Source organism: Bacillus sp. FSL W8-0102 (genome assembly GCF_038007225.1).
GTDB classification, from domain to species: Bacteria; Bacillota; Bacilli; order Bacillales; family DSM-4216; genus Bacillus_O; species Bacillus_O smithii.
Genome location: NZ_JBBOWT010000001.1, coordinates 2,158,992 through 2,184,854, shown reverse-complemented (window position 1 = coordinate 2,184,854; position 25,863 = coordinate 2,158,992). Strand labels below are relative to the sequence as shown.

The window sequence follows — 25,863 nt, the reverse complement described above, 5'->3', positions numbered from 1 at the left end:
AAAAGAATGAGTGATGTATTAGTGGAGAAACAAGGAAAAATTTTGATTTTGACGTTAAATCGTCCGGAAAGTTTAAACGCTTTTAGCGAGGATATGCTCATTGGTTTGAGAGAACAACTGCAACAAGCGGGTGAGGATGATTCAGTGAAGGCAATCGTCATAAGAGGTTCAGGCAGAGCTTTCTCTGCGGGGGGTGATGTGAAAAGCATGGCCAGCCGAACTGACATCACATCCTTGTATGAGCATGTAGGTCATCTCAATCAATGTATCTTGACGATGCAAGAAGTGGAAAAACCGATTGTGGCAGCCGTTCATGGATATGCGGCAGGAGCGGGATTTAATTTGGCTCTAGCTTGCGATTTTATTCTTGCATCAGATGAAAGTAAATTTATCTTAAGTTTTGCTCAAGTAGGGCTTATTTCCGATGGCGGAGGCCTCCATTTTTTACCTAAAATTTTAGGTCCTCATAAAGTGAAAGAATTGTTCTTCTTAGCAGAGCCTATCACAGCAAAAGAAGCGCTTGCGTTAGGAATCATCAACCGCGTGGTGCCTATCGAAGAGCTGCAGGATGAAGTCATCATTTTTGCCGCCCGCTTATCGCAAGGACCTCTTAAAGCGTATGGAAAAATGAAAAAGTTGATCAATGAATCTTATCAACTGACTTTAGAACAAGTGCTTGAAAGAGAAAGGCTCACACAGATGCTGATGGCGGAAACAGAGGACCATAAAGAAGGTGTTACCGCCTTTAATGAAAAAAGAGCGCCGGTTTTTCAGGGAAAATAATTGATTGTCCAGAAATATGCGATGCCAATATCGGCTACGGCTCATGATAAAAGACTGTTCCGCTTACGAGAAACGTTAAGATGCCTATGGAAAAAACTATATGACAAGTTGACACACTAAAACTGGAATAATAGAAATCTCCCTTTTAGACTCCCGGCTGTTTTGATAAAAGGAAAATATTATGAATTCATGAGGTGAGGAGAAAAATGAAAAATACTGCCCATTTTTCATTCTGGCCAACAAGAGTCCCCAAAACGCTAACGGTTCCAAAAACCAATATTTTCGATAATTTAGTTGTTTCCGCCAAACGATTTCCTCAAAAAAATGCCATTTATTATTATGGCGCCACGTATTCTTATCAACAAATTTTGGAAGAAGCAGAGAGAATCGCGGGTTTTTTGGAAAAAAGGCTGCACGTCCAAAAAGGGGACCGTGTCATGCTGTATATGCAAAACTCGCCTCAATTTATCATTTCTTATTACGCTATATCCAGGATTAATGCGATTGTCGTTCCGATCAATCCGATGAATACAACCGAAGAACTTAGATTTTATATTCAAGACGCCCAGATCAAAACCGGCATCGTTTCACAAGAAATTTATGATTATGTTGCCCCGCTCTTGGAACAAACTCCTCTAGAACAGTTAGTGATCGCTTGTTATCATGATTATTTGCCCGAAGAAGTGGATGATCCAATTCCTCCGGTAGTGGCAGAAAGTCGCCGTCTGTTCTCAAAACAAAATCATTATTTATGGAAAGATGTGTTAGAAGCTGGAGAAAAACCGGAGTGTACGCTGGGAGATGCGGACGATCTTGCCGTCATGCCGTACACATCCGGTACAACGGGTTTGCCAAAAGGATGCTTGCATAAACATAGCAGTGTCCAGGCAAACACGATAGGTGGAGCATATTGGGATATTTTAACGCCCAATTCAGTTTGTTTCACAACATTGCCGCTGTTCCATGTGACCGGAATGATTCACAGCATGCATATGCCTATTTTTGCAGGCGCGGAAATGATCGTATTAACGCGCTGGGACCGCGAATATGCCAGAAAAATCATAAAAAAGAAACAGATTTCTCATTGGGTGGTCATCAGCACCATGCTTATTGATTTTCTTGCCAATCCGCTGCTGAAAAAAGAAGATGTCGCCTCGCTGGAATTAATTGCGGGGGGAGGAGCTTCGCTGCCGGCGGCCGTTGGGGAGAAGCTGTACAAATTAACGGGCCTTCGCTATGTAGAAGGATATGGATTATCCGAAACGATTTCTCATACACATTTCAATCCGCCGGATCGCCCGAAATTGCAATGTTTAGGGGTTCCATCGTTCGATGTTGATGCTAGAATCATAAACCCACAAACTTTAGAAGAATTGGACGACGGTCAAGAAGGGGAAATTGTGGTACACGGTCCTCAAGTATTTGTCGGATATTATAACCGCAAAGAGGATAACGAAAAGGCTTTCCTTGAAATAGATGGTAAAAAATTCTTCCGGACTGGCGATATTGGGGTTCGCGATGAAGAAGGATATTATTTCATTGTGGACCGTTTAAAAAGAATGATCAATGCTTCGGGATTTAAAGTTTGGCCGACTGAAGTCGAAAGTTATCTTTACAAACATCCAGCCGTGCAGCAAGCTTGTGTGGTCGGAATTCCAGATCCAAAAAGAGGTGAAAATGTAAAGGCTTTCATCGTTTTGAATGAAGACTACAAAGGAAAAATTACGGAAGAAGAATTGATTCGTTGGTCTAAAGAACACATGGCAGCTTATAAATATCCAAGATTTATTGAATTCCGCTATTCCTTGCCCACTACGTCTAGTGGAAAGCTTTTGTGGAGAAAACTCGCGGAAGAAGAGAAGAAAAAATTTGAAATGAATAAATAATTCCTGAAAAAGGTCAAAAAGACCGTGCGTTTCAACATTTGCACGGTCTTTTTCTGTAATCGGATATTTTTGGGACCGAAAACCGATCACGTTTGTGAAGGATTCATTTCGATTGTACTTTTACTGTTGAGGTTTGATTTTGTTCAAAGTAAAAAAGTGAAACACGGAATTCTCATAAGCATTTGGCCGTTTTTGAAGGAAGAAGAAGAATTCATAAATCGGGGGAAGGTGAAACTTTCAGAATGAACCATCTTCAAAAAAGTAAAAATCGAATTTATCACAGCAAAGAAAAATAAGGCAAGGCAAAAGGCAAAAGAGCCAGATTCCTCCCAGCTTCTCTAAATTCAAGCGATTCGCTGAATTTAGAGGAAAATCAATAGAGGATCCAGCTCTTGTAAGCCCTTACTATTTTACCGCTATTAGTTCAGAGAGATCCACACGCTTTTTACTTCCGTATAGTTTTGCAAAGCGTAGGAGCCCATTTCCCGGCCGATACCGGACTGTTTGTATCCACCGAAAGGACTTGCGGCGTCAAATATGTTGTAACAGTTGACCCAAACGGTTCCGGCGCGGAGATTATTGGCGATGTAATGTGCTTTTTTCACATCTTGTGTCCAAACTCCAGCTGCCAATCCATAAATGGAATCATTTGCACGATTGATTAAGTCGTCTAAATCTTCATATGGAAGGGCAGAAATGACCGGACCAAAAATTTCTTCTTTTGCAATCGTCATATCGTCTTCCACATTAGCGAAAATGGTAGGAGTGACGAAATAACCTTCCTCAAACGGTTTCTTTCCTCCGGTGACTAATTCAGCGCCTTCTTCCAATCCTTTTTCAATATATCCAAGAACGCGATTTTGCTGCTCATCGGATACAAGCGGACCCATTTCTGTATCAGAATGAAGTCCGAAACCTTGCTTAATGTTTTTCGCATAATCCGCCATATCGGAAACGATATTATCATATTGCTTTTTCGGTACAAAGACGCGTGAGCCGGCACAGCATACTTGACCTTGATTGAACATAACCCCGTTTAAAGCTCCCGGGATGGCTTTTGAAAAATCTGCGTCCGGAAGGATGATGTTCGGTGATTTCCCACCCAATTCAAGCGTGATCCGTTTGATCGAATTGGATGCTCGCTTCATAATTAATTTTCCAACTTCTGTTGAACCTGTAAAGGCAATTTTATCGACAAGAGGATGGTCTACAAGCGGTTGCCCGGCTGTTTCACCAAATCCTGGTACGACGTTCACTACTCCTTTAGGAAAACCGGCTTCATCGATCAGCTCAGCTAAATACAAAGCGGATAAAGGCGTTTGTTCTGCTGGTTTTAATACGACGGTACAGCCGGTAGCAAGTGCAGCTCCTAATTTCCACAACGCCATTAAAAGCGGGAAGTTCCAAGGGATAATTTGGCCGACTACTCCAACCGGTTCATGGCGGGTGTAGTTAAAGAACGGACCGTTCACAGGGATGGTTTGGCCAACAATCTTCGTTGTCCAACCGGCATAATAGCGCAAATGTTCAATGGCCAACGGAACATCGGCATTCAAAGTTTCCCTGATCGGCTTACCATTATCGAGGGTTTCTAATTGAGCCAGTTCTTCTTTATTTTCTTCCATTAAATCTGCGAGTTTGTACATTAATCGGCTTCTTTCCGCGGGGGTTAGTTTAGACCACGGACCATTGTCAAATGCTTCTCTTGCTGCTTTTACAGCACGGTCAATATCTTCTTCTTGCGCTTCATAAACTGTAGCCAACACTTCACCCGTCGCAGGGTTGGGAGTATCAAAGGTTTTCTCAGAGGCGCTTTTTACAAATTCTCCGTTAATGTACAATTTTTTGACACCAGACAAAAATTGTTCAACTTTTTCCTTTAATGGAGTTGCAACTGAGCTCATCGAATTCCTCCTTACATTTAAGTTTGGGAGTTACCACTATCAATCTAACATGAAAATAAATGACTTTCAATTATAAATATTAAAAATATTTAATTTATTTTTCGAGGCTAGTTGTATAATCAAATGCAACAAGCATAAAAAATGAAAAACCATAGATAAACCACGTATGATTAAGTCGACTAAAACAATATCGATACGGAGGATTTATCTATGGCAATTACTAATTCTACCATAGGAGCTCGGCATTTCAAACACTTAACGGCTTATGACCGTGGGAAAATTGCGGCCTTACACGCTGCTGGTAAGACTCAACAGGAGATTGCAGATTATGTTGGTTGTCACAAAAGCACCATCTCCCGTGAGTTAAGAAGAGGTACAGTGCCACAAAGAAAAAGCAACGGGAAAATTGTTCATGTCTATTTTCCAGACACAGGTCAACTTCTCTATGAGAGAAACAGGAAAGCCTGTGGCCGCAAGCTAAAACTAGACGATGCCATCGAGTTTATTAAGTATGCCGAAACTCAGATCCTTGATAAGAAATGGTCTCCTGATGCGGTATGTGGGAGAGCCAAACGTGATGGGAAATTCAAAGACAAAATGGTTTGCACCAAGACCCTTTATAACTATATTGATCTAGGACTTATAGGCGTTAAAAACATTGACCTACCTATGAAAATTACCCTGAACACCAAGAAAAAACGTAACCGGAAGAATAAGAAGATCTTAGGACGCAGTATCGATGAGCGACCAATTGAAGTCAATGAACGCCAAGAGTTTGGTCACTGGGAAATTGATACGGTTATAGGCAAGAAGACTAAAGATCAGGCCTTATTGACTCTTACTGAGCGCAAAACCCGTAAAGAAATAATTTTGAGAGTGACAGCCAAGGATAGTCTATCCGTTTCAGAAGTCATATCTCAGTTGAAAGTGTCTTATGGTAATCGGTTCTCTAAAGTGTTTAAAACCATTACGGCTGATAACGGTTCTGAATTTGCTGACCTCGGCCTTAGTGTTGAAAAAGATCTAACAGAGGTTTATTTTACACACCCTTACACATCCTGTGAACGAGGAACCAACGAGCGTCATAATGGCCTTATTAGGCGCTTCATACCAAAGGGGAGACCCATTTCCTCTGTGGCAGAAGAAACCATTACTTATGTTGAAAATTGGTGTAACCATCTTCCAAGGAAGATCCTCAATTATCGTACACCTGAGGAGTGTTTCCAAATAGAGTTAGCTGGCTTAGCTTCTTAACCTTAAGCCAGCTAACCCAAAGGGTTGGTTTTTAGCAACTTGACAAAGAGCCTCTGCGGGCATGGCTACCAGCCATGAAGCCAGGTATACGGTACTGGCTGGGCCAACCAGGCTACCATGCCCACCACTCCACGTCAAGTCGCGCAGAGTGTCCCGATTCTACTTAATCATGGGTTATCTGGTCTTTCAATACTTGTTGCATTTAATATTGCAATTTAAGATTTATTTTTCGACAACAATCTTGTTTTTTCTTCGCAATCTATAAATATCTTGCTATGATATAGGGCATTGAATAGAATTTTATATTGAAATTCTTCTTTAGAGCAGCAATTTTGGAGGAATGAAAATGTCAAACAAAAGGAGCGAAACAGAGACAATAAAAGGATCTTCAAAAGTAAAATTGCCTCAAATAACCTGAATTTTGTGTATAATAGAACATAATGACATTTTTCTTCATTGCTAAGGGGTTTAATTTTATGGTGAACAAAAAAACATTTCATTTATTGTGAATAAATTCCAATCGTTGATCAAAGATTCCAGACATCTGATCATGTGTATTTCTTCCAACGGCAGATTGACGTACGTATCACCAGCCTCAGCTCTCATCCTTGGCTATGAAGCTTACGAAGTGCTGGGGACGTTTATCTATTCCTACATCCATCCGGAAGATCGATATAAGTTGCAACATTCCGATCATGGCTGGGATAAGGTTGAGTACCGTGCACGAAGAAAGTGCGGTGATTATGTTTGGCTTGAAACGAGCTGCATTGCTATGACAAATGAAATGGAATATTTTTGTATCTCCCATGATGTGTCTGAACGAAAAGTCTTTGAAGAACAAATTCAAGAAGAAAAAGAAAAGTACCGCCTTTTGTTGGAAAATACGGTCGATACAATAGGAATCGTCACGGAGGAAGGCTTTTTTGTCGATATTAACCAAGCCGGCAAACAACTGCTCGGTTCAGCAAGAAAGGAAATTATTGGCCGTTCCCTTTTCGACTATCTCCTTGAGGAATATATCCCGCTTGTTAAAACATATCTTCAACATCCTCACCAGCAAGATTCGCTGGAAGTTTGCATTAGAAGAGTGGATCAAATTGTTAAATGCGTAAAATTCAAATTAATACCTCTGTTTTATAAAAATCGGCATACATATCAAATCATTTTAAAAGATATCACCAACAAAAAAGAAACGGAAAAAATGCTTCAGAAAGCTGAAAAGCTGACCATTGTCGGACAGTTGGCCGCGGGTATCGCCCATGAAATACGAAATCCGTTAACGGCGATCAAAGGATTTACCCAATTATTAAGCAATATGGGTCATCGGGATTATACGGATGTGATTTTGACAGAACTCGACCGTATTGATAAAATTGTCAGCGATTTGCTTGTGCTTGCCAAACCGCAGATTTCCCATCTTGAAGAAATCAATTTAGTCGAGTTAATTGATCGTGTTGTCACGCTCCTAAGGACTCAAGCTATTATGTATAATATTGATATTATTTCTGATATTCGCTTGAAGGATTGTCCTGTGATTGAAGCGGAAGCGGATCAAATTAAACAAGTGTTAATTAATCTTATTAAAAATGCGATTGAAGCGATGCCGGAAGGCGGGACCGTCACGATTGAAGCCGAAGTGGATCATTCCGAAGATCATGTGGTGATACGTGTGATCGACGAAGGAATTGGAATTCCAAGAGAGCTGATTTCAAGATTGGGGGAACCGTTTTTTAGCACAAAAGAAAAAGGAACGGGTCTTGGATTAATGATATGCCAGAGAATCATAAAAAATCATAAAGGGTCTTTGGAAATTGATAGTGAAGTAAATAAAGGCACTACTTTTACGATTCGATTGCCTAGAAAAATCAGCAAAAAAAACGATAGGCAGAAGATAAATCTGGATGGAACAATATAAAAGCGCCGATCGCGTTTAAAAACGTCCGCCTTCTTCATCTTCTAAACGGAGAGAAACGAAATGGTTTTCCGAATGTTAATTGTTGTTGCGTTTCACTCCAAGGATAAAGATCTTTTATGTGCTTTGCTGAACGGTTCGGGATCGTCGAAATTCGGTTTTAGAAAAAGTCGCACACATCGAATGAAAATCCTTTCTTTTTTTATAGAATCTCTCCTTCTTATATTTCGTTGTTGATCGTAAAAAACGAAAAGATGATAGGGCTTTATCGCTTTCTTTTTTATTTTTTGGCGAATAATTGAGGGAGAAAATACAAGTTTAATATAAGACTCGAGAGACTCGAGAACCCCCTGTTCCAGAGGACGGAACGACTAAAAAGTCGCATTAAAATAAAAACTAGAATAGTATAAAGAAAGCAGAAGCAGGAAAAGAAAGAGAGCTGGTCAGAAATGAATTTTGCGAGAACAAAGGAAGAACAAGAACGTTTGGAACGAATTGGGAAATTGGCTGTTCGTTTTTCTGAAAGAGCGGGTAAAATAGACGAAACGGGAGATTTTCCATATGAGAATATGGAAGATTTAAAAGAGGCAGGCTATACGACGTGGACTTTAGACAAAGAATTTGGCGGAAAAGGAATTTCTTTATATGAATTTCTTCTTTATCAAGAAAAAATTGCCGAAGGAGACGGCTCTACTGCTTTGGCAATCGGCTGGCACATGGGCACGATGATGGATTTATCCGCAAGGCGGCCATGGAATCAAGATGTTTGGAACAAAGTAGTGGAGAAAGTAAAAAAAGGGGCTTTAATCAACACTGCAGCTACTGAGCCGCAAACGGGAAGTCCAACTCGAGGTGGCTTGCCGCAAACTACGGCTGTATTCGAAAACGGACAGTGGGTGATCAATGGCCGAAAAACGCATACGACTTTATCCCCCGTTCTCGATTTCATATTGGTAAAGGCTTATATTCCTCAACGAAAAAAGGTCGGTATTTTTCTCATACCGAAAGAAACGAAAGGGGTTTCCGTTGAAGAAACTTGGAATACCATTTCGATGAGAGGAACCGGAAGCCATGACTTATTATTAAAAGATGTTCGTATAGATGAAAAATATTTTGTGGAGACCGTCGATCCTGTGAACAATCAATCAGCGGGATGGCTGCTCCATATCCCGGCCTGCTACCTTGGAATTGCCGGTGCTGCCCGTAATTATGCCCTCCGATTTTCGACTGAATATTCTCCCAACAGCATAGAAGGCACGATCAGTGATTTACCGAATATCCGCCACCTGATTGGGCAAATGGAACTGGAACTCTTGCAAGCTCGTACGTTTATGTATGCAATCGCAGAAAAATGGGATCGTTCGGAATCCAAAGTGGAACTTCAGGCAGCTCTAGGAGCCGTAAAACATGTGGCTGTGAATGCAAGTATACGCGTTGTGGATGCGGCCATGCGGATTGCCGGCTCCAAAAGTTTATTTTTCGAAAATCCTTTGCAGCGTTATTACAGAGATGTTCGAGCCGGATTGCATAATCCTCCGATGGATGACGCTGTCATTGCCATGCTGGCCCAAAAAGCTCTTGATGGGATTCAAAATTGAACAAAATGGAATTCCATTATGTGGATAGACATTTGTAAATACCTCCGAGTCTTTTGCTCGGAGGTTTTTTCGCTCGTCTTTAGTATGACCGGGATGTATGAGAGTGGCGGTGTTATTGAAACTCAATGTCGATCGTTTTACGATTGGAAGTCTGCAATTTGTTGGCTCTTATTTCAAGAATACCGTTCTTATAAGTGGCTCGAACGCTGTTTTCATCCACTTTTGCAGGCAAAGTTATTTTTCTTTGGAAGCTTCCATAATATCGTTCTTCATGATGAATCTGCTCTGATTCCCTTTTTTCGGTTTTTTCTATTTTTCCAGAAATTTGAAGTTCTGTGCCATCTAAATGAATAAACAAGTCTTCTTTTTTCTCTAATCCTGGAATTTCACAAGTAACAATAACTTCATTATCCGTTTCACGCACATCCATTCTTGGAAAGTTGAAATTATTTTGGAAAAATGAAGGGAAATTTGTATTAGAGCATTTTGCAAAATTAGATTTTTTGGATAAAAGTATAAAAAATAAAGCACTCGACAAATAGCTACCAGCATGTTATTTTACAAAATATTACAATAATCCTGTTTTTGGGCATACCTGCAGAATTTTTCACATTGAATTTTTTTAAGCGGCTTTCTTCCCTTTATTTTCCTTTGCCATCGCTAGCGCTGAAACAAGTAATACAATAGCGTTCAGGTAAATATGGCTCTTTACTTTCTCAATTCCCCATACATGTAGGGAGTTCGCCGTAAGGTAGCTTTTCATTCTTGAATTACAGCGTTCTACACTTGTCCTCTCGTTGTAAAGCTCTTTCCAACGTTTTGTATCACGGTGCGGATTGGAATATCGGCGCACATCCTTTTTGATGTCGACTTTTACCACCATTCCATAGTTGGAAGATGAACAGGCTGCCATTCCTAATGGGCAATCCACTTTGCCGGTTGCGTGAGGACATCTGAACTTGAGCTGGTCCTTATCAGCTCCCCAATAAGTCATTTCATAACCCATGGAACAACGCGGAGTTCCATTGGAAGAAATCCCTTCAGGAGGCTCTTTTTCGTTGCGCAAATTGAGCGGGATAATGGCTTGCGCTCCAATGTTTTTGGCTGATTCATAGTTTTTTAGTTGGTCATATCCGCCATCCATGATCAGAAATTCAATTTTGGATTTGGTACGCTCTGCCACTTGCTCTATTAATTCTGGTGCGACTTCTCCATCGTTCACATGGGCAGGGGTTACTTTTATGGCCATTGGCAGTTCGCTTGCGGTATCGACTGAAAGATGCATCTTATAGCCAAACCAGGTAATTTTATTGCCGAAGGAATCATATTTTGCGCCCCAATTGGCATTACCCGTTTGTTCACTACGCTTTTTGGGCTGTTTCTTTTCATAGGCATCAATGGCGGCACTGTCGATGGCCTGGTGGCTGCCGTCAATTATTCCTTCCTCCTGAGCTAACTGTACCAAGTCAAGGAAGATCTTTTCAGCCAGCTTTTTTTTGGTAAGTGCCGCAAAAACCCGGCTGAGAGTGGAGATAGACGGTGCGGGGCGATCAATCGATAAACCGCATTGATAACGGAAACGAAGGTCTTTATCCAATCGATGATGAAGGGCGGTAAAGGTGTCGATGCCTTCGAGTGGGGCAGCGATGAGAGCCCTTAGAATCCCTTCTCTGGAATGACCGTCAGCCCCTCGGGGTGAAGAACTTCTCAACTGTTTAGCATAAGGGCGTAAATCAAGCGAGCTAAAAAAGATAGGTAATTTCTCTTTTGACTCTAATTTTTGCAGTTCTTCAAAGGAAAATAGGCTTTCTTGTAGAATATACAAAGTGACTTCCTCCTTTTGAATTTTTTGTTGTTTCGTCACTTCAAAAATTCTACATTTTAGGGGTGAAGTCCTTTTTTATGTCTTTGAAATCCTTATGGCTCTTGGGTCAAAAAATATGCAAAATGCTCATTAAAGAAACGTTCCATGTCTTTTCGAAACTGGCCTAAAGGTTGGAAAGCATCATTGCTTGGCCATTGAATCACCATGATAACCTCCTTTATAAAATGATCGATCCTTTAAATAAGATTCCCACTTCTGAAAAAAACATTCATGGTGCGTTGAAAAATGGTTCCGAGAGGACGATGGATTATCCCTTTTTTATCAATTGTTTCCTTTTGAATGAAAGGGGCTTTGGAAAAGTTGATTTATAAAACAGACAGAAGGAGCCATATTACGTCAAGAAAAGGATTCTCCATTGATTCAGAAGAATTTTTCAGCAAAATGGTTTGAAGTGAAAAATAAAAAGAACAGAACATCAAAGGCAAACTGACAGGGGGAAGGAAATGGATATACGGAATGGACTGAAATCAATTTTGATTTCTGTTAGAAAACGTTGAATTTTTTGTGTGGACTACATTTTGGGGAAAGAATCTTCTAGGAGCGTTTGGGGCTCTCCTTGAGATTGCGTTCGTTCAATCCTTTGGTTCAATATGGACGTGAGCCCCAAATACGTCATATTTTTCCGTTAAAATATTTTCCACTTTGTCGGAAATTCCATGGCTGGAACGGACATCAAGAGTAGGGTCAACGAGGATCACGATATCCACTATGACATTGTTTCCATATTTTCGTGCTTTGACGCTTTTTACTTTAATCACGCCGGGAACGGTAAGAACAGTTTCTTTAAATTTCTGTAATTGCCCTTCATCAAAACCATCTGTCAAGTCATGAGAAGCATCTCGGAAAATTTCCCATGCGGTACGGCAAATTAATAATCCAATGATGACAGCGGCCAAAGGATCGAGCCAGGTTAGGTGAAATTGGGAGCCGATGATTCCAATTGCTGTCCCGACCCCGACTAAGGCATCAGACAAATTGTCTTTAGCGGCGGCCATAACCGATTGGCTGTTAATGCGTTTGGCGAGACGACGATTATAAAGATAAACAAGAAACATGACAAAAGAGCCGAAAAGAGCGGCCCATGCAGATATCCAATCAGGAATTTGTTCCTTATGATGAAAGATGGAGGAAACAGCGTTGAAAAGCACTTGCGAACCTACCATCATCATAATGAATGAAGCCATAAGAGATGCGACCGTTTCTGCGCGCCAATGGCCATATGGATGATCTTCATCGGCAGGTTTACGCGCCAATCTCAATCCAATGAGTACCGCGACAGAGGCGATGATATCAGTGGTGTTATTCAAACCATCCGCTTTAAGGGCTTCCGAGTGGCTAGTAATTCCGATCAACAGTTTGAAAACCGATAAAAAGAGATAAGAAAAAATGCTGATGACAGCGCCTCTTTCTCCTGCCTTCAGATCTTGAAATTTTTTTTCATCCATATGCGACTATCTCCTTACCAACTTATGCTACTAGAACATGTTACCAAATGGATGGCGTTTGAGTCTATAGCAACTTTTTTAGGAACGTTCATGAATATAGGGAGGTGTAAAAAAAGTTTCACTATGGAAAAACAAACGTTGTATCGCTCGGCTTTTCTATTTTTTACTAACTGCTTTGTTTCATTCAATAAAAAACAGCACAAAGTCGTTTAGAAAAGAATATGTCATTTATTAAGCGGCAGTGCCTGATCGCTTCTTAGATGAGAGCACATTAGATAGAAAAATTGCGTATTCTGTTAACACACCATATCAAAGCAAATCATTCGCCTATACGCGGCCATTTTTTTTGAATAAACTATAATGTCAAAAATGCGGGAGGAGGGCAGAGCAATGGCAGAGAAAAAAAAGAAACAGCCGAAAAAAGAAAAAATCAAGGAAAAAACTGAGGAGAAGATCGAGGAAAAGACCAAAGAGCAGTCTCCTGAACGATCTCCATCGGTTTGGGACAATTTTTGGCGGATCCGACCCCATGAAGAAGAAGCAACCAACGAGACAAAAGGGGAGGAACAGCCCCGTTTCCGTTGGATATAAAAATCAAATGAATTTTCTTGTATTAATTGGAATTCCTCGGGTTTTGGCTTGCGAAAATCCGAGGATTTTTATAAGGATAAAACTTTTTTATTTCTAATTTTCCAATAATTATATATAATATTGACAATCTAAACTAAATTGAAAGAGTGAAGGGAAATGACAAGTATTGCAAAAGAAAAACAACCCATGCCAAAAGGCGCAATGGCCACCGTATACGGCATCCTTTTGGCCATAAGCACCGGTCATCTTGTGAACGATTCCATCCAGTCGGTCGTCCCGGCTATGTACCCGATTTTAGAACATTCATTACATATTACTTATGCCCAAATTGGGTTGATTGCTTTTATGTTAAACATGACGTCCTCTGTGATGCAGCCGGTGTTTGGTGTATTTGCGGATAGAAGACCAACCCCTTTTTTGCTTCCTTTTGGGATGTTCATGAGTACATTAGGCCTGATCGGATTTTCCATATCCAATGAATTTTGGGCGCTGTTGGCATCGGTCATTTTCATCGGCCTTGGTTCAGCGGTTTTTCATCCTGAAGGCTCGCGGGTAGCGTATATGGCGGCAGGGAGCAAAAGAGGACTGGCACAATCCATTTACCAAGTAGGGGGGAATGCCGGCCAATCGCTAGCTCCTCTTTTCACAGCTTTGATTTTTGTTCCTTTAGGTCAAAGAGGAGGATTATGGTTTACATTCGTTACGGTTATGGGCATTATTTTATTATTTATGGTTTCGAGATGGTACAGCAGGCAGCCTGTCATTATAGAGAAAAAAAGAAGACAAGGTGCAAAACCGGCAAGTCAAAATACGAAAATTCAGCAATCGATTTCTGGCAAAATCAAATGGGCGATGGTCGTGTTGGTTTTCTTTGTGTTTGCTCGTTCTTGGTATTATGCCGGGATCTCCAATTTTTATCAATTTTTTTTGTTGGATGATTATGGCTTATCGATTCAAGAAGCGCAAATTTATTTATTTGTTTTTTTAGTTGCTGGAGTGTTAGGAACATTTTTTGGCGGCCCGCTTGCAGACCGTTTCGGACGAAGAAATATCATCGCTGTTTCCATGCTTGGCTCCGCTCCGTTGGCTGTCCTATTGCCGCATGTTCCGTTATGGCTGGTAATTCCAATGATAGCACTTATTGGTTTTATTTTGATGACGAGTTTCAGTGTCACAGTCGTATATGCTCAAGAGCTGATGCCGAAGAAAGTAGGTATGGCTTCGGGGCTAATCGTCGGATTGGCTTTTGGAATGGGAGGAGTTGGATCCGTTTTATTTGGTTCGCTTGCCGATTTGTTCAGCATTCGCTTTGTCATGATTTTTTGTAGTTTATTGCCTCTTTTTGGATTGGTTTCTTGGCTGCTTCCGAGAGATGAAAAAGTTCGCGAGATAACAGGTCAATAGTTTCGTTGTGAATTGGCATGAGTGTTCCTTCATATCAATATGGACTTGTTCGATTGAAAATCATCGTTCGTTAGAAGCCTTAATTTGGTGCACTTATGAGTTTGCGGATGTCAATGCAAATAGAAGTCATTAAATGAGGGTGTCCCAAAAGTATAGCTTTTAGGGACACCCATTTTTTGTGAATGGTTCTTTGAACCTGGTCTGTTGATTTCCGTTCCAGGCGCTTCGCTTTCCGCGGGCGTGCCGGGGAGCCTCCTCGTCGCTTACGCTCCTGCGGGGTCTCCCCTGTCCCGTACTCCCGCAGGAGTCTTCGCGCCTTCCACTCCAATCAACAGAGTGAAAAATTAATCTTGAAACTCTGTACAAAAAAATAAAGAAAATCGTTCTTTTTTGGTATAATTTAGTCACTACAACCAATCTACCGGAAAGGAACGATTTTCTTATGTACATAAATTATACCACGACAGGACAATTAGTTCTACCAATGGATATAGAAGTTCTAATCCCCGAACATCATCTTTGCCGAATTGTGGATTTGGCAGTAGAAAAGATGAATCCAAACATCCTTCTTTCTCTTCATCCTGGTGGCGGCCGCCCGCCTTACCATCCCAAAATGATGTTAAAAATTATCCTTTATGCCTACGTCAATCGAATTTATTCTTCCCGGCAAATTGCTAAACAACTGGGAGAAAACATTTATTTTATGTGGCTTTCGGGAAACCAAAAACCTGATTTTCGTACAATCAATCGATTTCGCTCCAATCGTATGAAGGATGTCATTTATGAAACCTTCTTCGGAATTGTGGATCTTTTATGCCAGGAGGGGTTAGTAAAGCTTGAAGATTATTATTTTGATGGAACGAAAATTGAAGCTAACGCTAATCGATATACTTTTGTTTGGAGGAAGGCGACAGAAAAGTTCGATACAAAGCTGGATGAGAAATACAAACAGATCGTCTTATCGATTGAGGAAGTAATGAAAGAAGATGAGCAAGCTGAAAAAGAAATGGATTTTCAAGAAAAATTGGAGGCAGCTCCTGTTACCTCCGAGAAAATCCAAGAGACCATCAAAAAGGTAGAGAAAAAATTAGAACAGGAACCTACAAATCGAACCCTGAAAAAAGCAAAACGACAATTGGAAAAGGATCTTTTGCCCAGAAAGCAAAAATATGAAGAACAAAAAGCAACATTTGGCGACCGAAACAGCTATTCAAAAACGGATAAAGATGCCACTTTCATGCGCATGAAAGAAGACCACATGAAGAACGGTCAATTAAAGGCTGGTTACAATGTACAAATCGGAACGGAAGGACAATTTATCACAGGGTTCAGTCTACATCAACGTGCCGGAGATCCCGGCTGCCTAATTCCTCACTTTGAATTAATGAAAAAGTATAATCGGCCAAAACCAAAGACACTCATTGCCGATTCTGGTTATGGTAGCGAAGAAAACTATGATTATTGTGAAAAGGAAGAAATGGAAGCACTGGTTAAATACAACACATTCGATAAGGAACAAACAAAAGCTTGGAAAAATCAAATCGGTAAATTGGAGAACATGACTTATGACGAGGAATTAGACGAATGGATCTGTGCAAATAATAAACGACTTACCTTTAGTTACGAAAGAAAACGGAAATCAGAAAATGGGTATGAATCGGTGAAACGAACTTACATGTGCACAGACTGCTATGGATGCCCTTTTCAATCTTCTTGTGCAAAAGGAAAGAACACAAAAAGCATCAGTGTTTCCATGAAGAATCAGAAGCAGCGCCAAGAAGTCCGTGAAAGATTAACCTCGGAGGAAGCGAAAAAGAAGTATAGACAACGAAAAATAGAAGTGGAGCCAGTATTTGCTCAAATTAAGCACAACAGCCACTTCCAACGATTTACATTAAGAGGCCTTTCCAAAACAACGGTGGAATGGGGTCTTATTTGTGTTGCCCACAATTTGAAAAAGTGGGCAACATACACTGAAAAACAACAAAAAGTGAGGGAATAAAACAGGGGAATGATCTTCTGTGCACGAATTACAACCAATAATATCCAATAAATCATTCTAAAGAAAAAGGCTGAGCCCTAAAAAGTCGATTTTATCGACCTTTTGGGTCAGCCTCATCTTTTTTCGGAGATATTCCTATCATTTTGATCGATTTTGTATTATATTAAAGAATATGAAAAGGAGGGAATGATATTGGAATTAGCAGCTCACAATCGTACAGAACAAATGAAAAAACCAATATCAGGTAAACCGCACTATTTTGATATTATGCTGAAAATCATATCAGCGGCCGTTCTTTTAGGAGGTGCCGTCTTTTTATACGAGCGGGTTTCCGTCAGTCAAGCTTTATTATATCTTCTTGGTGGCTTGGGTGGTTATACTCTTTATCAAGCGCACTTTGGCTTCACTTCTGCTTGGCGTAAGTTCATTCTTTACCGAAAAGGGGAAGGTTTGCGTGCCCACATGATTATGTTGGCAACAGCAAGTCTTTTATTTTTACCTTTTCTAATAAAAGGATCCATATTCGGTCATCCAGTTGAAGGATATGTATCACCCGTCGGAATGTCTGTTTTGATCGGAGCCTTTTTGTTTGGCATTGGAATGCAGCTTGGAGACGGTTGTGCTTCTGGAACGCTTTATCATATAGGCGGCGGAGATGTTAACGGGATTGTGACGTTAATCGGATTTATTATAGGATCTGTAATCGCGACAACTCATTTCAATTGGTGGATGAATACGCCTCATTTTGAACCCATTTCCTTTATCCAAACCTTCGGGCCGCTGGGAGGATACATCTTTCAACTGATTATAATAGCCGTTGTGTTTGTTATCACGATTATGTTAGAGAAACGCCGAAATGGCCATTGGGTTGCGCCGACACTTAAACAGGGAAATGGTTGGAAATCGGTGTTTACCGGACCTTGGTCTCTTGTCATTGGCGGATTATTATTGGCTATTGTGAACACGCTCGTCCTGATTATTCAAGGAAAGCCTTGGGGAATCACTTCGGCGTTTGCCTTATGGGGAGCCAAAATAGTGCAGCTGTTCGGAGGCCATCCGGAACATTGGTCGTATTGGACTGATCCGGCGAGAGCAGCTTCTCTCCACAATCCATTATATATGGATATTACAACAGTGATGGATATTAGTGTGATGGTTGGAGCTTTATTGGCTGCGGCAGTTGCCGGTCGATTTAAGAAACCTATTCATTGGAAACGCCCGACAAGAATGACCATTGCTGCCCTATGCGGCGGAGTGATTATGGGTTATGGAGCTCGGATTTCCTTTGGCTGCAACATCGGATCTTATTTTGATGGAATCGCATCTTTCAGCGTTCATGGTTGGTTGTGGTTTGCTTCCGCTTATATAGGAAGTATGATTGGAGTCAAATTGCGCCCATATTGTGCTTATGAACAATAGAGAAAAGAGGGACTGGATTGTATTTCCAGTCCTTTTGTGTTTGGGAGAAAATAGTTAAAATCATCTAGGTTTGGGAAAGCAAATCGGTTTAATGAGCAATATGGCTTGATAAAGGATATAGTAAGAAAAAAAGGCCAAAATCATCATAAATCCTTGTAAAATGGGGAATGTATAGGAAACAAGCAGGGCGATGAATGTGCTGAAGGAATCGCCGGCATGAAAATAAGAACGGGGAGGATTCCATTGAATAGCTTACGACACAATCGTGGAGACGAAGAAAGCAAAAACTCGAACGTTTTCGTTGGAAGAGCAAAAGAATATTTAAAAGATAAGAGAAAAGCGATGAAACTTATTCGGCGGGCGACAATAAAAGCAGGAAAAAACAGAAGGCGCCTTCGTGATGTTTGGAACAATTTGCAATTATTATTAGAACTGGCTAAAGCTTGGTCGAAAGGGGAATACCGCCAAATTCCTTATCGTTCGATGCTGTCCATTTTTGCGGCCATCGTCTATTTTGCTGTCCCAACGGATGCGATTCCTGATGTCTTACTAGGATTTGGACTGATCGATGACGCGGCCGTCATTGGTTTTACATTAAAATTAGTGGAAAAAGACTTAGAGCGATTTAAACAGTGGAAAGAAAAAAAGAACAGTCCCCAAATGATTGATACAAAAGAATAATTTTATAATCCATTGAAAAGAGCTTTAAAATAGGAGTTCATACTGAAAAAGAAATGTTCATGTTTAAAAAAGGGGGAGGGGAAAAAACGAATGAGACAAAAGAAATTCTTTTGCATCATTCCGTGTGGCAAACGGAAAATTTGGGATCAACATCCAGAGTTCGGACCGGTGCGGGCTGATGCGGCCTATATCGGAATATTTCATCGCCTTTGTCAAAACTACGCTCGCCTGTTTTTTGATCATTGGGGCATTTTGTCGGCTAAGCATGGGTTATTGCTTCCGGATGATATTGTCCCTGGTAATTATGATTTATCTTTTTCAGATCATCATCGAAAATCGGAAATGATCGAAATAAGCCAACTGAGAGAACAAGCGGAGGTAAAAGGAGCCGCTGCGGTTGACGTGGTTGTCATGTTGGGTGGAAAAAAATTTCAACCCATTTTGCGGGAAATGTTCCCGGAATGCCACGATATTCAGTTTCCGCTCCAAGGAAGCAGAGGGATCGGCGACATGCAAAAACGATTAAAAGACGCAATAGAAAACAGGAACCCCATTCATAAAATTGATTTCGATTAAAATTTATTATAATAATGTTATGTTAACAAGTGACCCACAATATGTAATGGTAATGTGCTCACTGATGAATAAATCAAAAAATCGGTAGCCTTTTTTTATTTTATCAGATGATTCAGCTGGGTGATGTCGGGTATATAAGAACCGACTTCACTTGATGGATGTTCAATCCATCACTATGTTTGTTGCATGATGTTTTCAATATGAGTCCATTTTAACGTGTTATCAAAAAGAAATGTTTGGAAACAGCTATTCGACTAAGTAGCAATTCAAATAAGTGTACATAATAATAAGCAAGATTGAAAAGGAAGGAAAGGATTCATTCATGGAGCATATTGAATACCCAGCTGAAGGCTACAGCAAAAAAAGATCCGCCTCTCAACAAGAAAAAAAACATCGTAAACCGGCGGCCGTATTATCAATCTCAACGGTTCCTCTTATTATGACACTTGGGAATTCTATGCTTATACCGGTTCTTCCAGTTATAGAAAAGCAATTGGGGATTTCGAATTTGCAATCGAGCTTGATTATTACGGTTTATTCAGTTGTTCCGATATTGCTTATTCCCATTGCCGGTTATCTTTCGGACAGACTGGGACGTAAAATGGTCATGATTCCGAGTTTGATCATTTCGGGAATAGGTGGGCTTTTGGCGGGATGGGCCTCTTGGAAGATGTCGAACCCATACTATATGATCCTGATCGGCAGGATGCTGCAAGGAGTGGGGGCATCTGGAGCTTTTCCTATTGTACTGCCCCTAGTCGGAGATTTGTTCCGACAAGAAGAGGAAGTAAGCGCGACGCTTGGTGTCATTGAAACGTCGAACACGCTTGGAAAAGTACTCAGTCCCATCTTGGGAGCTTTGTTGGCAGGTTGGATTTGGTTTATGCCTTTTTTTTCTTTTCCGTTATTTTGTTTAGTTTCTATTTTCCTTTTGCTTCTTTTCGTTAAAAGCCCAAAAAGAGAAGAAGAGAATAAAGAATCGATTCGTGAATTTATCCAAAAGGTGAAGGAAATTTTTCAGAGGGAAGGCAGATGGCTTTATGCCGTTTTTGCTATTGGGACTATATTAATGTTTGTTTTGTTTGGATTTCAATTTTATTTATCGAGCATCTTGGAAGATCAATTTCATACTGTTGGAATTATGAAAGGATTTTTACTTGCAATCCCGCTCGCAGCTTTATGCTTCGCTTCTTTTTTAACCGGGAAATATATTAAAGGGAATAAAAAGACGATGAAATGGATTACAACGATCGGGCTTGTTGTCACTGCTATATCATTGTGTATGATCCTTTTTTCAGATCGATTGTGGTATATATTAGCCATTTTTGTGATCTGCGGGATCGGCATTGGTGCCGGCTTGCCTTGTATGGATGCCATGATCACAAGCAGCATTGAAAAGGAAGAGCGAGGGACGATTACTTCTATTTACAGTGCTATGCGTTTTGCCGGTGTAGCAGCGGGGCCTCCTGTCAGCTCCATTCTCATGAAAAATTCGGAATTTGTGATGTTCTTTATTTTGGCCTTTTTATGCCTCGTATCCGCTTTTTTTTCGATGAAAGCAATAAAGCCAAATTCTTAATGAAAAAGAACGAGAAGGAATTTTTCTTTCTCGTTCTTTATGTTTGCATTGATTTTTCATCAAACTAAGGCAGCAAATAAAACAAAACAGCAAAGAAATGGGCAAATGATCCACCTAAAACAAACAGATGCCAAACCGCATGATGGTAATGAAATCCCCTCCACACGTAAAAAACCGTTCCTACTGTATAGAATATGCCGCCGATGACTAACAGTAAAATTCCGTTTGGAGCCACCGTTTCTGTCAGAGGACCCCATGCGGCAACTACAAGCCAGCCCATCGCTACATACAAAAGAGTGGAAGTGTAAAGAAATTTATTCACAAAAAAACATTTAAAAATGGTTCCGCCCACAGCTATCCCCCACACGATGCCAAAAAGCGTCCATCCAAGCCAGCCTTTTATCGCCAGTAAAGCAAAGGGAGTATAAGTACCAGCGATAAAAAAATAGATCGACGAGTGATCGAAAATTTCAAATAATTTTTTTGCTTTCCCAGGCGGAAGGCTATGCACAATCGTGGAGGATAAGTATAAAAGAAGCATGGTGGCGCCGAACAACGTAAAACAAACGATATGAAGGGGTCCACCATACGATGCAGAGTGCACAATCAACATCACTAACGCCGCGATGCTAAACAGCGCTCCAATGCCGTGAGTGATCGAGTTGGCAATTTCCTCATTTTTTGAATAAGAATGCGTATTGGCCATTTGTCAGTCCTTTCCATCCATCAGGATCGTTTAACTTATTGAAAGACATTTGAAAAACTTTGTTATCCATAATGAAGCTTCCTATTCATTTTACCATAAAGTCTTTCGAGTATGTAAAATTGTACAGGTTAAATCTCAAAAAGTTATGGAAATAAATGTAAAATTAATGATAAATTAACAAATTTTTCATTCAGCATTAACAGTTTAATAGTTTAATAGATTACAGAGAAAAGAAACGATCTTGAACTATATAAATTGAAATAAAGGTTTTCTCCCGTTCCACGGCGAATAAATACAAAGAGAAAATAGGGGAACGGAGAGAAAATATGATGCCAAATCACAAAGACGAGATCGAAAAGTTGTCCACTGCCATGAAAGAAGCAAAAAGTAAACGAGCATATGAACGCTACCAAGCGATTTATCTTCATTTGCAGGGATATACCAAAGGAGAAATCGCAACGATTATTGGTCGATCCAAGAAAACTATTTATAACTATATTCATGCCTACGCCCAGCGCGGTCTTGATGGACTGGAGATGAAATACTCACCTGGCGCCCCACGTCGATTGACCCCTGAGCAGGAAAAAGAGCTGGCTTTGATCATTGAACATCAGCTCCCCGTAGATGTGGGATTCGAAGCAAAATATAATTGGACGCTTGCGATAATCGCTGAACTCATTCAACAAAAGTGGGGGCCAACATACACGCTTCGCGGAACAAGTGACATTCTGCATCGGTTAGGGCTAAGCTATACGAAACCGACCTATACACTAGCCAATGCCGATGAAGAGAAACAAAAAGAATTCGTCGAAATCACCTTCCCTGAAGTAAAAAAAACTGGTAGATGGGAACATCGCCCATGTCCTCTTTCAAGATGAGTCGATGATTCGTGATTACCAAGCGATTCAAAAAACATGGTTTGTCAAAGGAAAACAACGAATCATTCCGACGTTTGGAAAACATCAAGGGCTGAAGCTGATTGGCACGTTGAACTACGAAACAGGGGAAGTGTTTTGCATCGAAGAAGAACGCTATGACGCGGAAACATTTCTTCGATTTCTTCAACTTGTGTTAGAACGCTATCCCACAGGCAAAATAGTGATGATTTTAGATAACGCTCGAATTCACCATGCCAAACTCATTCAGCCATTTTTAAAAGAACACGAAGATTGGTTAGAGCTCGTCTTTTTGCCACCATACAGTCCGCAATTGAACTTGATTGAAGGGCTATGGAAATGGCTGAAATCAGACGTGATTTACAACGTGTTCTATTCGAGTGTGCAAGAAATTAGAAAGAATGTCCAAGCCTTTATTCAGCGAATCAACCAGAAACCAGAACAAACGATCGATCGTTTGTGTGTTCAGTTGTAAATCTTTAATTCAACTTATATAGGAGATGAAAAGTAGATGAAGCTAATTACGAAAAAAGGAGCCACATTCGCATTCGCACTAGCTTTAACCATTCCTGCTGTAACACCGGTTGCTGCGGCGAGTAACGAGAAAGTGAGCATTGATTCCATCCAATTTAACGGAATGAATCCACCTTCCACGATTGATCAAATGGTGAATACTTATACCAATGCATCAGTTGAGGTAAAGTACAGCGATGGCAGAGTTCGAAAGTTTCCGCTTGCCTATAAAACATTGTTTAAATCGGAAGATCAAGTAGCCGCGAACAAAGGCGAAAAAATTCCGGCGGGTACACCGATTGATGTACATGGGAATCCCATTATGGATCACAGTGTTGAAGGTAAACCAACTTATTTTATATCGGATGCACCTGACTCAAATAGCTTATTAAATATAAAAGGTCAACTTTATATGGTGACCCATTATGAATACGACACATTTGATGCGGCCGGCCATTCAGCTTATGGATTAGTTCCAGCCTCTATGACTTTGACGAAATTAGCGCAGGATAAGAAAACTGGGGAGCTGAAAGCAGTAGAAGTGAAAAAAATTGATTTTTCTTCCGTAAATGGTCTTTGGATTCCATGTAATGGCAGTGTATCGCCTTGGAACACTCATCTCGGATCAGAAGAATATGAGCCGGATGCACGCAGTTTTGAATTCAATCCACAATCTTCTGCAAGAACCTGGACAGAAAGTTTTGCTAAGCTTTATTTTGGTGATGAATCGAAAGCAAATCCTTATTACTACGGATTTATTCCGGAGATTACGGTGAAGGAAGACGGTTCAACAAAGGTGGAAAAACATTATAGCGTTGGGCGCTTTTCACATGAATTAATGAAGGTGATGCCTGATAAACGTACAGCCTTTTTTGGTGATGATGGCTCTTATACTACTTTATTCATGTACGTAGCGGATAAGCCTGCGGATTTATCAGCAGGTACGCTTTATGCTGCTAAATTTCATCAAACCGGTACTGAAAATGGCGGTAGCGGGAAATTAGAATGGATTAAGCTAGGTCATGCTACAGATAAAGAGATAAAAGATATCATTGACAGTGGCATTCAATTTAGTGATATTTTCGAAACTTCAGATGCGCCGAAAGAAGGCTTTACTGCCATCAAGCAATATTCCTACGGCAAAACAGAATATTTAAAATTAAAACCAGGAATGGAAAAAGCAGCTGCCTTTTTAGAATCACGTCGTTATGCAGCCATGCTTGGAGCGACATCTGAATTTAATAAAATGGAAGGTGTTGCACTTAATGCAAAAGATAAAAAAGTTTATATAGCCATTTCAGACCAAAGCAGCGGAATGGCAAAAGATACAAAAGGAACAGATCCTGTTGACGATATTCAATTACCAGTCATTAAATCGGGTGTCACGTACCAATTGGATTTAACCGGCGGGCAAAAAGACAAGGATGGACATGCCATTGATAGCGACTATGTTGCCGCGACCATGTCTGGTTTAATTGCCGGTGAAGATTTAACAACAGCGGATTCATACGGCAATACGGCTAATGTGGACAAAGTAGCCAATACGGATAATTTAAGCTATTCCGAGCCGCTTAGAACATTATTCATAGGCGAAGACAGCGGAAAACATACGAACAACTTTGTGTGGGCGTACAATGTCGATACAAAAAAATTGTCCCGTATTTTATCTGTTCCGGCCGGGGCAGAAGCAACCGGTTTGTCAGCGGTAGATAATATGAACGGTTTCTCTTATATTTTGAGCAATTTCCAGCATCCTGGAGATGAATTAGATCAAAACAGCATTACGGCTGTTGACAAATCAGAGTTAAAAAAAGCGATGGAAGAAAAGATTGGAATCGATAAAACAGGCGGTGTTGGGTATATAACCGGACTGCCTTCACTCACAAAGTTGCCGAAGCCTTATAAATTCAAAGATGTAGACAAAAGTCATTGGGCTTATGAATATGTCTCGGATTTACAATTAAGAGGAATCGCAAATGGCGTTACATCAGAATCTTTTGCTCCAAACCAAAATATTACACGCGGTCAATTTACTTCCCTTATCGTTCGTGCTTTAGGTTTAGAAGCAAATGGTAAAGCACCGTTCAAGGATATAAAAGGCACGGAACTTTCCCGTGACATTGCTGCAGCCTATGAAGCAGGAATCATCGACGGTAAAACAAAGGATAAATTTGCTCCGAACGACCCAATCACACGTCAGCAAACAGCGAAAATTTTAATGAAAGCATATGAAGTGAAAACAGGACAACGTGTTGCGCCCGCACAAAAAACAATTTTTAAAGATACATCTGCTATTTCGAAAGAATTTTTGCCCTATGTCAATGCGGCTTATGAAAAAGGGTTTATTAGTGGTTATAAAGATGGTACATTTGCCCCAAATAAAAACTTAACTCGAGCTCAAGCAGCCAAATTCATTGACTTATTTTTAAAGAATTTGGAATTGTAGACAAACAGTACGATCTGTTTTACAGATTAATATTGACGTCGAACATTTTGCTTTATTGAATAGTATTATGAGAAAGGCTGATATTTACACAGAGGCTTTTTGATTCATAAGGATGTTTGCTATGGAAGGGACTGGCTCAACATTGCTCAAAGCGATGTATTGAGTCAGTCTTTTTTTGATATTGGAAGTTTTTGTTATGGCTGATTTACTCATGCAACCGTTCTTAAAAAAGTTAAAATCAATAAAAACAAAGGCTAAATGGATCAAAATGGCTCATCCTTTCAATATAATGTGTATCACTCTTATAAATAGGAGAAAGTCCGAAAGCCATTAAAAGTAAGCTAAAAAATGAAAAAGCGATAGTTAGAATTTGTTATCACAAA

Annotated in this window: 19 protein-coding genes; 14 read left to right on the top strand and 5 right to left on the bottom strand. The window is 40.3% G+C overall.

The genetic code is table 11. The features are described from left to right. Positions 1–6: 6 nt before the first annotated feature. On the top strand, positions 7–783 hold the full coding sequence (locus N1I87_RS10450; protein ID WP_341101613.1) for an enoyl-CoA hydratase/isomerase family protein: 777 nt from the start codon (positions 7–9) through the stop codon (positions 781–783). Positions 784–989: 206 nt separating this feature from the next. Next, positions 990–2,669, top strand: coding sequence for a long-chain fatty acid--CoA ligase (locus N1I87_RS10445; protein WP_341101611.1), 1,680 nt, complete (start codon positions 990–992; stop codon positions 2,667–2,669). Positions 2,670–3,088: 419 nt separating this feature from the next. On the opposite strand, the gene N1I87_RS10440 is transcribed toward N1I87_RS10445, so the two are convergent. Then, complete coding sequence (locus tag N1I87_RS10440) at positions 3,089–4,573, bottom strand: aldehyde dehydrogenase family protein (protein WP_048623214.1); 1,485 nt, start codon at positions 4,571–4,573, stop codon at positions 3,089–3,091. 210 nt (positions 4,574–4,783) lie between these two features. Here N1I87_RS10440 and N1I87_RS10435 point away from each other — a divergent pair, with 210 nt between their 5' ends. The 3 genes from N1I87_RS10435 to N1I87_RS10425 all read left to right on the top strand — a co-directional run bounded on the left by N1I87_RS10435 (position 4,784) and on the right by N1I87_RS10425 (position 9,337). Next, positions 4,784–5,827 (top strand): IS30 family transposase, encoded by a 1,044-nt coding sequence (locus N1I87_RS10435; protein WP_341101289.1) that lies wholly within the window; start codon positions 4,784–4,786, stop codon positions 5,825–5,827. Positions 5,828–6,332: 505 nt separating this feature from the next. Then, a complete protein-coding gene (locus N1I87_RS10430; protein WP_341101608.1) occupies positions 6,333–7,742 on the top strand; it encodes a PAS domain S-box protein in 1,410 nt (469 codons plus the stop codon). Positions 7,743–8,188: 446 nt separating this feature from the next. Beyond that, entirely contained in the window at positions 8,189–9,337 is a 1,149-nt protein-coding gene (locus tag N1I87_RS10425) for an acyl-CoA dehydrogenase family protein (protein ID WP_327803032.1), read from the top strand. A 112-nt stretch (positions 9,338–9,449) separates the two neighbouring features. On the opposite strand, the gene N1I87_RS10420 is transcribed toward N1I87_RS10425, so the two are convergent. From N1I87_RS10420 to N1I87_RS10410, 3 genes are all read right to left on the bottom strand, one after another. Beyond that, a complete protein-coding gene (locus tag N1I87_RS10420) occupies positions 9,450–9,875 on the bottom strand; it encodes an Hsp20/alpha crystallin family protein (protein ID WP_341101606.1) in 426 nt (141 codons plus the stop codon). Between the two features lie 84 nt (positions 9,876–9,959). Then, positions 9,960–11,162 (bottom strand): transposase, encoded by a 1,203-nt coding sequence (locus N1I87_RS10415; protein WP_096550413.1) that lies wholly within the window; start codon positions 11,160–11,162, stop codon positions 9,960–9,962. A gap of 632 nt (positions 11,163–11,794) precedes the next feature. Then, positions 11,795–12,667: a cation diffusion facilitator family transporter gene (locus N1I87_RS10410; RefSeq protein ID WP_341101604.1), complete on the bottom strand. Its 873-nt coding sequence runs from the start codon at positions 12,665–12,667 to the stop codon at positions 11,795–11,797. Between the two features lie 390 nt (positions 12,668–13,057). Between N1I87_RS10410 and N1I87_RS10405 the strand changes: the two genes are divergently transcribed. The 7 genes from N1I87_RS10405 (at position 13,058) to N1I87_RS10375 (ending at position 20,919) form a co-directional block, all read left to right on the top strand. Continuing rightward, positions 13,058–13,258 (top strand): hypothetical protein, encoded by a 201-nt coding sequence (locus tag N1I87_RS10405; RefSeq protein ID WP_003354665.1) that lies wholly within the window; start codon positions 13,058–13,060, stop codon positions 13,256–13,258. Between the two features lie 156 nt (positions 13,259–13,414). Further along, positions 13,415–14,662 carry an MFS transporter gene (locus N1I87_RS10400; RefSeq protein ID WP_341101602.1) on the top strand — a complete coding sequence of 416 codons (1,248 nt, stop codon included), beginning with the start codon at positions 13,415–13,417 and terminating at the stop codon, positions 14,660–14,662. Between the two features lie 442 nt (positions 14,663–15,104). Continuing rightward, entirely contained in the window at positions 15,105–16,664 is a 1,560-nt protein-coding gene (locus N1I87_RS10395) for an IS1182 family transposase (protein ID WP_270584763.1), read from the top strand. Between the two features lie 192 nt (positions 16,665–16,856). Beyond that, on the top strand, positions 16,857–18,083 hold the full coding sequence (locus tag N1I87_RS10390) for a YeeE/YedE family protein (protein WP_445285693.1): 1,227 nt from the start codon (positions 16,857–16,859) through the stop codon (positions 18,081–18,083). A gap of 243 nt (positions 18,084–18,326) precedes the next feature. Further along, positions 18,327–18,764 (top strand): YkvA family protein, encoded by a 438-nt coding sequence (locus tag N1I87_RS10385; protein WP_341101600.1) that lies wholly within the window; start codon positions 18,327–18,329, stop codon positions 18,762–18,764. Positions 18,765–18,854: 90 nt separating this feature from the next. Next, on the top strand, positions 18,855–19,340 hold the full coding sequence (locus tag N1I87_RS10380) for a DUF6884 domain-containing protein (RefSeq protein ID WP_003354669.1): 486 nt from the start codon (positions 18,855–18,857) through the stop codon (positions 19,338–19,340). 322 nt (positions 19,341–19,662) lie between these two features. Then, positions 19,663–20,919 (top strand): MFS transporter, encoded by a 1,257-nt coding sequence (locus N1I87_RS10375; protein WP_048623221.1) that lies wholly within the window; start codon positions 19,663–19,665, stop codon positions 20,917–20,919. 64 nt (positions 20,920–20,983) lie between these two features. Here N1I87_RS10375 and trhA read toward each other — a convergent pair whose 3' ends face one another. Then, on the bottom strand, positions 20,984–21,625 hold the full coding sequence (trhA, locus tag N1I87_RS10370; RefSeq protein ID WP_341101598.1) for a PAQR family membrane homeostasis protein TrhA: 642 nt from the start codon (positions 21,623–21,625) through the stop codon (positions 20,984–20,986). Between the two features lie 326 nt (positions 21,626–21,951). Here trhA and N1I87_RS10365 point away from each other — a divergent pair. Together N1I87_RS10365 and N1I87_RS10360 are read left to right on the top strand one after the other, a co-directional pair. Beyond that, positions 21,952–22,996 (top strand): IS630-like element ISBs2 family transposase gene (locus N1I87_RS10365; protein ID WP_341101596.1). Its coding sequence is split into 2 segments (ribosomal slippage): positions 21,952–22,455 and positions 22,457–22,996, totalling 1,044 coding nucleotides; the frame shifts between segments, so codons are not numbered across the junction. Between the two features lie 36 nt (positions 22,997–23,032). After that, positions 23,033–25,480, top strand: a complete 2,448-nt coding sequence (locus N1I87_RS10360; protein ID WP_341101594.1) for an S-layer homology domain-containing protein — start codon at positions 23,033–23,035, stop codon at positions 25,478–25,480. Positions 25,481–25,863 lie beyond the last annotated feature (383 nt).

Bases quoted from the DNA above. Each gene is read 5' to 3' on its own strand.
- N1I87_RS10380 (WP_003354669.1), top strand. From the start codon at position 18,855: ATGAGACAAAAGAAATTCTTTTGCATCATTCCGTGTGGCAAACGGAAA.
- N1I87_RS10435 (WP_341101289.1), top strand. From the start codon at position 4,784: ATGGCAATTACTAATTCTACCATAGGAGCTCGGCATTTCAAACACTTA.
- trhA (WP_341101598.1), bottom strand. From the start codon at position 21,625: ATGGCCAATACGCATTCTTATTCAAAAAATGAGGAAATTGCCAACTCG.
- N1I87_RS10425 (WP_327803032.1), top strand. From the start codon at position 8,189: ATGAATTTTGCGAGAACAAAGGAAGAACAAGAACGTTTGGAACGAATT.
- N1I87_RS10440 (WP_048623214.1), bottom strand. From the start codon at position 4,573: ATGAGCTCAGTTGCAACTCCATTAAAGGAAAAAGTTGAACAATTTTTG.
- N1I87_RS10445 (WP_341101611.1), top strand. From the start codon at position 990: ATGAAAAATACTGCCCATTTTTCATTCTGGCCAACAAGAGTCCCCAAA.
- N1I87_RS10395 (WP_270584763.1), top strand. From the start codon at position 15,105: ATGTACATAAATTATACCACGACAGGACAATTAGTTCTACCAATGGAT.
- N1I87_RS10405 (WP_003354665.1), top strand. From the start codon at position 13,058: ATGGCAGAGAAAAAAAAGAAACAGCCGAAAAAAGAAAAAATCAAGGAA.
- N1I87_RS10400 (WP_341101602.1), top strand. From the start codon at position 13,415: ATGACAAGTATTGCAAAAGAAAAACAACCCATGCCAAAAGGCGCAATG.
- N1I87_RS10450 (WP_341101613.1), top strand. From the start codon at position 7: ATGAGTGATGTATTAGTGGAGAAACAAGGAAAAATTTTGATTTTGACG.
- N1I87_RS10375 (WP_048623221.1), top strand. From the start codon at position 19,663: ATGGAGCATATTGAATACCCAGCTGAAGGCTACAGCAAAAAAAGATCC.
- N1I87_RS10410 (WP_341101604.1), bottom strand. From the start codon at position 12,667: ATGGATGAAAAAAAATTTCAAGATCTGAAGGCAGGAGAAAGAGGCGCT.
- N1I87_RS10360 (WP_341101594.1), top strand. From the start codon at position 23,033: ATGAAGCTAATTACGAAAAAAGGAGCCACATTCGCATTCGCACTAGCT.